1 protein-coding gene is annotated in these 978 nt (G+C 65.4%); it reads left to right on the forward strand.

The genetic code is table 11. The annotated features are described in order from the left end of the window. The coding region (locus AC0IYH_RS29005; RefSeq protein WP_471837450.1) for a hypothetical protein at nt 1–486 on the forward strand (486 nt) is incomplete at its 5' end. Nucleotides 487–978 lie beyond the last annotated feature (492 nt).

Genomic DNA, 978 nt, shown 5'->3' on the forward strand with positions numbered 1-978 from the left:
ACCGACGCCGAATACTGGAACCGGCGCGCGCGCGGCATGGGCGGATCGCTGACCAGTGCCGCGACGGAGAACCTGCTCGGGATGCGCGACACCCGCTATTACGGGGAGAACATCTTCGTCCACGAATTCTCCCACGCGATCCTGGAGGCGGCACGGACGGTCGATCCGGGCCTCTACGCGCGTGTCGAGCGGGCCTATGCGTCGGCGATGGCGCGCAAGATGTGGACGGGTGAATATGCCGCCGTCACCGTCGACGAATATTGGGCGGAGGGGACGCAGACCTGGTTCAATTCGAACATGCTGGCAGTGGTCGATGGTCGCCGCATCCTGTCGGACACCGACCTCGCGGCCTATGACGTCGCCCTGTTCAACGTATTGAGCGAAGTCTACGGCACCCGCCACCGCGTCCCCGGCGACGCCTATTACATGCATCCCGCCCGCGTGCCGCTGGGGCCGCCGCCGACCTCGACCGCGGAGGTGTGCTGACGCCGGGGTGTCATGCCGCTCTCACGATCCTGGACGACGTGGCTCGTGGGAACGGCCCCTTCGACCAGTCGAGGACGACCGCACGAAGTCGCGATCTGATTGCGCGAGGTCGAACCGACCCTCGTCCCTCCCCTTCGGGGGATCGTTGCGAGACGGCGCCACTTCCGGCTCCAAATCACCACCCCGGCGAAGGCCGGGGTCCGGTTGGGCAACATTCTCAGGCGAGTACCGCACTAATCCCAACTGGGTTCCAGCCTTCCCCGGCGCGGCAGAAGAAGGTTTTGCGATAATTTGCTTTGGGAGAGAGCTGAGTTGGGACCCCGTAACAGCGCTCCCTAGAGGGAGAGGGCCACCTCAGGAAATCACACTGAAAGGGTTCTCGCCCCTTCGGGCACGTACCGGTCCTGTGTCCGCGCGAAAGCGAGGACCCAGTACTGGGCTCCCCCCTCCGCGGGAGCACGGAGGTGCTGGAACCGTCGCCCGACGTTGAAG

This window comes from Pseudomonas sp. AC463 (assembly GCF_979253585.1).